This is a genomic window from Caballeronia sp., assembly GCF_049581465.1.
Classification (GTDB): domain Bacteria; phylum Pseudomonadota; class Gammaproteobacteria; order Burkholderiales; family Burkholderiaceae; genus Caballeronia.
The window spans coordinates 1-7,150 of record NZ_JBAUSA010000207.1 but is presented as its reverse complement, the minus strand read 5'-3'; the positions used below and the strand labels follow the sequence as shown (position 1 = coordinate 7,150).

The 7,150-nt window shown below is 61.0% G+C and carries 8 protein-coding genes; 5 read left to right on the top strand and 3 right to left on the bottom strand.

Going from position 1 to position 7,150, the window contains the following annotated elements; translation table 11 throughout:
• The 5 genes from cysT to WCA53_RS05100 all read left to right on the top strand — a co-directional run.
• Window positions 1-580 (top strand): sulfate ABC transporter permease subunit CysT (cysT, locus tag WCA53_RS05120; protein WP_423906369.1); only part of this gene is annotated, 580 nt, incomplete at its 5' end.
• A complete protein-coding gene (gene cysW, locus WCA53_RS05115) occupies window positions 577-1,512 on the top strand; it encodes a sulfate ABC transporter permease subunit CysW (RefSeq protein ID WP_423906366.1) in 936 nt (311 codons plus the stop codon). The genes cysT and cysW, both read left to right, overlap by 4 nt.
• Window positions 1,509-2,573: a sulfate/molybdate ABC transporter ATP-binding protein gene (locus tag WCA53_RS05110; protein WP_423906363.1), complete on the top strand. Its 1,065-nt coding sequence runs from the start codon at window positions 1,509-1,511 to the stop codon at window positions 2,571-2,573. Before cysW ends, WCA53_RS05110 begins: the two co-directional genes overlap by 4 nt.
• A 21-nt stretch (window positions 2,574-2,594) precedes the next feature.
• On the top strand, window positions 2,595-3,521 hold the full coding sequence (locus tag WCA53_RS05105; RefSeq protein ID WP_423906360.1) for a CysB family HTH-type transcriptional regulator: 927 nt from the start codon (window positions 2,595-2,597) through the stop codon (window positions 3,519-3,521).
• A gap of 37 nt (window positions 3,522-3,558) precedes the next feature.
• A complete protein-coding gene (locus tag WCA53_RS05100; RefSeq protein WP_423906355.1) occupies window positions 3,559-4,563 on the top strand; it encodes an asparaginase in 1,005 nt (334 codons plus the stop codon).
• A 72-nt stretch (window positions 4,564-4,635) separates the two neighbouring features.
• Here WCA53_RS05100 and lysM read toward each other — a convergent pair whose 3' ends face one another.
• From lysM to hyi, 3 genes are all read right to left on the bottom strand, one after another.
• On the bottom strand, window positions 4,636-5,121 hold the full coding sequence (gene lysM, locus WCA53_RS05095) for a peptidoglycan-binding protein LysM (protein WP_423906351.1): 486 nt from the start codon (window positions 5,119-5,121) through the stop codon (window positions 4,636-4,638).
• Window positions 5,122-5,366: 245 nt separating this feature from the next.
• Window positions 5,367-6,248 carry a 2-hydroxy-3-oxopropionate reductase gene (locus tag WCA53_RS05090; protein ID WP_423906346.1) on the bottom strand — a complete coding sequence of 294 codons (882 nt, stop codon included), beginning with the start codon at window positions 6,246-6,248 and terminating at the stop codon, window positions 5,367-5,369.
• A 3-nt stretch (window positions 6,249-6,251) separates the two neighbouring features.
• The gene (hyi, locus tag WCA53_RS05085) at window positions 6,252-7,049 is read right to left on the bottom strand and encodes a hydroxypyruvate isomerase (protein WP_423906343.1); all 798 of its coding nucleotides are present in this window, start codon (window positions 7,047-7,049) and stop codon (window positions 6,252-6,254) included.
• Between the last annotated feature and the right edge of the window lie 101 nt (window positions 7,050-7,150).

Sequence of the window (7,150 nt, the reverse complement as noted above, 5' to 3'; positions counted from 1 at the left end):
GCCCACGTCGGTGGCGGGGATTTCGCTTGCCGCCGTGTATGCGCCCAACGGCTGGATCGGGCAGTTCCTGGCGCCGCTTGGGATCAAGGTGGCGTTCACGCCGCTTGGCGTGTTGGTGGCGTTGACGTTTATCGGCTTGCCATTCGTGGTGCGTACCGTGCAGCCCGTGCTCGAGGATTTCGAGCGCGAACAGGAAGAAGCGGCGGCGTGCCTCGGCGCCACGCGCTGGCTCACTTTCCGTCGCGTGGTCCTGCCTTCGCTGCTGCCCGCCCTGCTGACCGGCTTTGCGCTCGCGTTTGCGCGGGCGCTGGGCGAATATGGATCGGTGATTTTCATCGCGGGCAATGTGCCGATGAAATCCGAAATCACATCGCTGCTGATCATCACGAAGCTCGAACAATACGATTACGCGGGCGCGACAGCGCTGGCCGTCGTCATGCTGTGCGTTTCGTTCCTGATGCTGCTGCTGATCAACACGCTGCAGTGGTTCCTGCAAAAGCGGACGAGCAAAAGCGGCGCCGGGCCCGCGCCGGCATTGGCGGGGTCGTTGCATATCGGTAGCGGCGGGGCGCAAGCATGAACACCGTCAATAACAAGCCGAACCAACACACGCTCGACCCGGTCACCGAACGGCGCGCCGTGCGCTGGTTGCTGACCGCGATTGCGCTGGCCTTCCTCGCGCTGTTTCTTGTCGTGCCGCTCGCGGCTGTGTTTGCGCAGGCGTTCGCGAAGGGCATTGATTTTTACTTCGACTCGCTGAAAGACCCCGACGCATGGTCGGCCATCAAGCTCACGCTGCTCACCGCAGGCATTGCCGTGCCGTTGAATGTGGTCTTCGGGCTCGCGGCGTCGTGGTGTATCGCGAAGTTCGAGTTTCGCGGCAAGGCCTTGCTGACCACGCTCATCGACTTGCCGTTCTCGGTTTCGCCAGTGATCTCGGGCCTGATCTACGTGCTGATGTTCGGCGCGCAAGGCTGGTTCGGCCCCTGGCTCATCGATCACAACGTGCAGATCATCTTCGCCGTGCCCGGCATTGTGCTCGCGACGATCTTCGTTACGTTCCCGTTCGTCGCGCGCGAGCTGATTCCGCTGATGCAGGCGCAGGGCAACGACGAAGAGGAGGCCGCGCACGTGCTCGGCGCGACGGGCTGGCAGATCTTCCGGCGCGTTACGCTGCCCAATGTCAAATGGGGTTTGCTGTACGGCGTGATCCTGTGCAACGCCCGTGCGATGGGCGAGTTTGGCGCAGTGTCCGTCGTGTCGGGCCATATTCGAGGCGAGACCGACACCATGCCGCTGCATGTCGAGATTCTCTACAACGAATACAACTTTTCGGCGGCGTTCGCCGTGGCGTCGCTGCTGGCGTTGCTCGCCCTCGTGACGCTCGGCTTGAAACTGCTCGCCGAGCGCGGCATGTCGCGGTCCGATGAAGCCGTGCAGGCCCGGCCAGTCGATATCGACGTGGATCAACTCATCGCGTCCGTCCCGAACCAGAAGGCGAAACTATCATGAGCATCATTGTTCGCAACCTGCAAAAGCGCTTCGGCAATTTCGTCGCGCTCGACCAAGTCTCGCTCGACTTCCCGGCGGGCGAACTGGTCGCACTGCTGGGGCCTTCCGGCTGTGGCAAGACCACGCTGCTGCGGGTGATCGCGGGGCTCGAATATGCCGATAGCGGCTCGGTCGTGCTCAATGGCGAGGACGTGGCGGCGGTCGGCGCGCGCGAGCGCCAGGTGGGCTTCGTGTTCCAGCACTACGCGCTTTTCCGGCATATGACGGTGTTCGAAAACGTGGCGTTTGGCCTGCGCGTGAAACCGCGCAAGGAGAGGCCATCGGAAGCGGTGATTCGCGAGAAAGTGCACGAATTGCTTGAGCTCGTGCAACTCGATTGGCTCGCGCAACGGTTTCCGTCGGAATTGTCAGGTGGGCAGCGTCAGCGGATCGCGCTGGCGCGGGCGCTCGCGGTCGAACCCAAAGTGCTGCTGCTAGACGAACCATTCGGCGCGCTCGATGCCAAGGTCCGCAAGGAATTGCGTAGCTGGCTGCGCCGCTTGCACGACGAGCTTCATATCTCGACCATTTTTGTCACGCACGACCAGGAGGAAGCGCTGGAAGTCGCGGACCGGATCGTGGTGCTGAACCGCGGACATGTGGAGCAGGTAGGCAGCCCTCAGGACGTCTATGATCATCCGCAGACGTCGTTCGTCTACGAGTTCCTGGGCGCGGCGAACCGGCTCAAAGGTAACGTCAATGCCAGTGGTTTTGTCGCCCAGGGCGCGACCCAGGCAATCACGATTACGAGCGACGCCAACTTCACCGGTCCCGCGCTGGCCTACGTCCGGCCGCACGATTTGACGCTTTTTCCGCAAGCGAGCGGTCATCGCGATGGCATCGTGGTCGATGTGCGGCGCGTGGTCACGCTCGGCGGCTCGGTGCGGGTGGATCTGGAAGGTGCTGACGGCAATGTGCTCGAAGCGGAACTGGACCGGGAGACCTGGCGCGGTCTCAATCTGACTATCGGCGATGGCGTGACCGCCGTGCCGCGTGCGCTGCGCGTTTTTCCCGCAGCTTGAACTTAAAAACTAGAGGCAGACATGAACTTCCAGCAACTGCGCTTCGTGCGTGAGGCCGTCCGGCAAAACATGAACCTGACCGAAGTTGCGAACGCGCTGTATACGTCGCAGTCGGGGGTATCGAAGCAAATCAAGGATCTCGAGGATGAACTTGGCGTCGATATTTTCATCCGGCGCGGCAAGCGTCTCACCGGCCTGACAGAGCCGGGCAAGGAAGTGCATCAGGTGATCGAGCGGATGTTGCTCGACGCTGAAAACCTGCGCCGCGTCGCCCGCCAGTTTGCCGATCAGGACAACGGCCACCTTGTGGTCGCGACCACGCACACGCAGGCGCGTTACGCGTTGCCCAAGGTGATCCGCCAGTTCACGGAGGTGTTCCCGAAGGTCCACCTCGCGTTGCGACAAGGCAGTCCGCTGCAGATCGCGCAAATGATCGTCAATGGTGAGGCGGATATCGGCATATCGACGGAAGCACTCGACCGCTATCCCGATATCGTGACGTTTCCATGCTATTCGTGGCATCACACGGTCGTCGTGCCGAAGGGACATCCGCTGGTCGGTCGTGAGAACCTCACGCTCGATGAGATCGCCGAATACCCGATCATCACGTACGACAACGATTTCACCGGCCGCTCGCACATCGACCAGGCGTTCGTGAAAGTTGGCGCAATGCCGGACGTGGTGCTGACCGCTATCGACGCGGACGTGATCAAGACCTATGTGGAACTGGGCATGGGCATCGGCATCGTGGCCGCGATGGCCTACGACGCAAAACGCGATACCGAACTCGTCGCGCTCGATACCCAGCATCTTTTCGAAGCCAGTACCACGCGCGTCGGCTTGCGCAAGGGCGCGTTCTTGCGGTCGTATGCGTATCGGCTGATCGAGATGTTCGCACCGCATCTGGACGAAGCGCAGATCTCGGCCCAGTTGCGGGAATCGGCCTGATTTTCGTGCGCTCGAAGGGTCCATTACAATTGCAGCCATGAACCCTTCACATACTTCTTTGCCGCGAATCGCCGTGCTGGCTACGGGCGGCACGATCGCAGGCCAGGCCGGCGATGCCGCCAGGACGTCGGGCTACAAGGCCGGCGTGGTTGGCGTCGATAAATTGCTCGACGCCGTGCCGTCGTTGTCGCAAATCGCCCGGATTCATGCGGAGCAGGTAGCGAGCATCGACAGCAAGGACATGACGCCGGCGCTCTGGGGCACGCTCTGCGCGCGCGTCAATGCGTTGCTGGCACAGGACGATGTGGACGGCATCGTGATCACGCACGGCACCGACACGCTGGAAGAGACGGCTTATCTGCTGCATCTCACGGTGAAAAGCGATAAACCGGTTGTGCTGACGGCGGCCATGCGGCCGGCCACGGCTTTATCCGCCGATGGCCCTTTGAATCTTTTCAACGCGGTGACGGTGGCCGCGAATCGGGCGGCGTGGAAGCAGGGCGTGCTGGTCGCCTTCAACAACCAGATCCATTGCGCACGCGAGGTCACCAAGACGAGCACCTACGCCGTCGATGCCTTCCGTTCACCCGAAGTCGGTGCGCTGGGTTGGGTGCAGGATGGGGAAGTGAGATTTCAGCGCGCCGTGTTGCGCCGGCATACGCTGCAAAGCCCGTTCGAGATGTCGGGGCCGCTTCCCGAGGTGGAGATTGTGACGAGTTATGCGGGCGCATCGCGGGCTTCTATCGATGCATTCGTTGCCGTCGGCGTGAAGGGCCTGGTCATAGCGGGAACGGGCAATGGCTCGATGCATTTGACGCTGCAGGCAGCCGTCGCCGATGCCATCAAGCAAGGCGTGGCCGTGGTGCGTTCGTCGCGAGTGGGCGCGGGGCATGTGATGCGCAACGGCGCTGCGCCGGACGACGCGCTCGGCTCGATCAGCGCGGACACCCTGAATTCCTATAAAGCGAGGGTGCTGCTGATGCTGGCTTTGTCGAAGGGTGTACCAGCGTCGGGTCTGCAAGCGGTCTTCGATACTTACTGACCGCTTGCCGCATAAAAAAACGCGAACCGAGGTTCGCGCTCTTTCTGCGTAATAAACCCGTCAACCCGTCAATCAGGCGGCGGGAATCCGCAAAACCTGTCCCGGATAAATCTTGTCCGGGCTTTTCAGCATCGGCTTGTTGGCTTCGAAGATCATGTCGTTCTTCGCGCCGTTGCCGTAGTACTTAGTGGCAATCTTCCAGAGATTGTCGCCGGAAACCACGGTATAAAATTGCGATTCCGGCGTCGGGTTGAGCACGGTCATCTGGTCGTCGACCTTGTCTACGTGCTGGACGTTGCCCGCGGCCACCAGAATCTTTTCTTTCGTCGCCTGATCTCCTGCCTGCCCGCTGACCGTCACGGTATGCGAAGCGCCGTCGAAGCTGACTTGAAGATTGGTGGCGGTAAGGCCTTGCGCGCCAATATACGATGCAATTGCGTCGCTCGCGGTCTTGTTTGCGGCTGCTGCCGCGTCAGGTGCCGGGGCGGCGTTTGCCGTCGTCGAAGCAATGCCAAACAGCTTCTCGCCTGCTTCCTTAATGAAACTGAACATACCCATGTTGCAACTCCTTGAATGACTCGATGATCGGCTCTGATGTGCCGAGCCATTTAGTCGCCAGAACTAACGATTAGTTCTCGGATTTCACCGATGGAGTTGTCACATTTTGTCGATGCACGGGCTTATCGTTCAGCGCTTTGACATGGCGCATGAATCCGGCGGGCGAACACCCGGCGACGACGTCTGTACCGACCAAGGCTTCCACGTCATTCGCCGGGTGCCGCTTGACGGACCCTGCCTGGTGCTTACTCCGCGACCTTGTGATTGGACATTGTTTCGAGCGCGCGGACCATTGCCGAGTGATCCCACGCGCGGCCCCCGTTGGCCACGCAAACGCTGAACAATTGCTGCGCGCTCGCCGTGTTCGGCAACGCGAGCCCGAGTTTTCGGGCGCTATCCAGCGCTAGATTCAGGTCTTTCTGATGCAATTCGATACGGAAGCCCGGATCGAAGGTGCGTTTCGTCATGCGTTCGCCGTGTACTTCCAGAACTCGCGATGCCGCGAACCCGCCCATCAATGCGCGCCGGACGCGTTCGGGGTCGGCGCCGGAGCGCGACGCGAACAGCAGGGCTTCCGCAACGGCTTCAATATTGAGCGCCACGATGATCTGGTTCGCCACCTTGCACGTCTGACCTGCGCCGTTATCGCCAATGAGGGAAACGTTCTTTCCCATTGCGTCGAAGAGTGGCTTTGCGTGATCGAACGCGCGTTGCGGACCGCCGACCATGATCGTCAGCGACGCCTCGCGCGCGCCCACTTCGCCGCCGGACACGGGCGCGTCCAGGTAATCGCAGCCGAGAGCGTTGATCTTTTTGGCGAAGGCTTGCGTTTCGATCGGCGAGATGGAGCTCATGTCGATCACGAGCTGGCCTTTTTCGAGGCCTTTCGCGACACCGTCATCGGCGAACAGGACGTTTTCCACGTCGGGCGTGTCGGGCACCATCACGATAATGGTGTCGCTCGCACGGGCGACCGAGGTCGAGTTCGCGACCACGGTGCCGAGCGAACGCAGGTCGTCGGGGATGGGATATGCGCCGTTGAACACCAGTGAGTGGCCGGCTTGTTTCAGGTTGCGCGCCATGTGCGCGCCCATGATGCCCAGGCCGATAAAACCGATGGTTGCCATGCTCTAGTTTCCTTTTGAGGGGGTCGTGACGTGCTTGGGAATCCATCCGAGTCCTGATGAAGTCGTGCCAAGCGGTTTGTACTCGCAGCCGATCCAGCCGTCGTAGCCCAGTGCGTCGAGCCGTTCGAACAGGAACGGGAAATTGATTTCGCCGGTGCCGGGTTCGTGGCGGCCGGGGTTATCGGCGATCTGGATATGCGCGATCGATGCCAGGTTGCGCTCGATCGTGGCGGTGAGTTCGCCTTCCATGCGCTGCATGTGATAGATGTCGTATTGAAGGAAGAGGTTGTCCGAACCGACATCGCGCATCACGTTCAATGCCTCCGATGACCGGTTCAGTGCGAAGCCGGGGATATCGAAGTGATTACACGGTTCGACCAGTAACCTGATGCCTTCTTTCTTCAATGCGCTTGCGGCGAAGCGCAAATTTTCGACGATGGTTTCGTGCGCCTGTTCCGGGCTCACGCTCTCAGGTTTTATGCCCACCAGGCAATTCAGTTGGGGTACATCCAGGGCCTTCGCGTACTCGATTGCACGAGCGACGCCGTCGCGAAATTCCTGCACGCGCGCAGGCAGGCATGCGATACCGCGTTCGCCCGCCTGCCAGTCGCCGGCCGGCAGGTTGTGCAGGATGAGTTGGAGCTCGTTGCGCACGAGCCGTTCGCGCAATTGTTCGATCGAATATTCGTACGGGAACAGGAATTCGACGGCTTTGAAGTGCGCTTGGGCGGCGGCGTTGAAGCGCTCGATGAAGGGTACTTCGTTAAAAAGCATTGTTAGGTTGGCGGCGAATTTAGGCATCGGGGGTTCCTGTTCGGAGGGGGCCTGGCGGTTTTTTGAGGCGGTTCTGTTTAGCGGTGAGTTGGGGCTAAGGTTGGGTGCTGCTCGCGGCGAGTGTGGGG

What these genes read in the sequence shown, in the direction of transcription:
- cysW (WP_423906366.1), top strand. Translation starts at nt 577, where the DNA reads ATGAACACCGTCAATAACAAGCCGAACCAACACACGCTCGACCCGGTC.
- WCA53_RS05110 (WP_423906363.1), top strand. Translation starts at nt 1,509, where the DNA reads ATGAGCATCATTGTTCGCAACCTGCAAAAGCGCTTCGGCAATTTCGTC.
- WCA53_RS05105 (WP_423906360.1), top strand. Translation starts at nt 2,595, where the DNA reads ATGAACTTCCAGCAACTGCGCTTCGTGCGTGAGGCCGTCCGGCAAAAC.
- WCA53_RS05100 (WP_423906355.1), top strand. Translation starts at nt 3,559, where the DNA reads ATGAACCCTTCACATACTTCTTTGCCGCGAATCGCCGTGCTGGCTACG.
- lysM (WP_423906351.1), bottom strand. Translation starts at nt 5,121, where the DNA reads ATGGGTATGTTCAGTTTCATTAAGGAAGCAGGCGAGAAGCTGTTTGGC.
- WCA53_RS05090 (WP_423906346.1), bottom strand. Translation starts at nt 6,248, where the DNA reads ATGGCAACCATCGGTTTTATCGGCCTGGGCATCATGGGCGCGCACATG.
- hyi (WP_423906343.1), bottom strand. Translation starts at nt 7,049, where the DNA reads ATGCCTAAATTCGCCGCCAACCTAACAATGCTTTTTAACGAAGTACCC.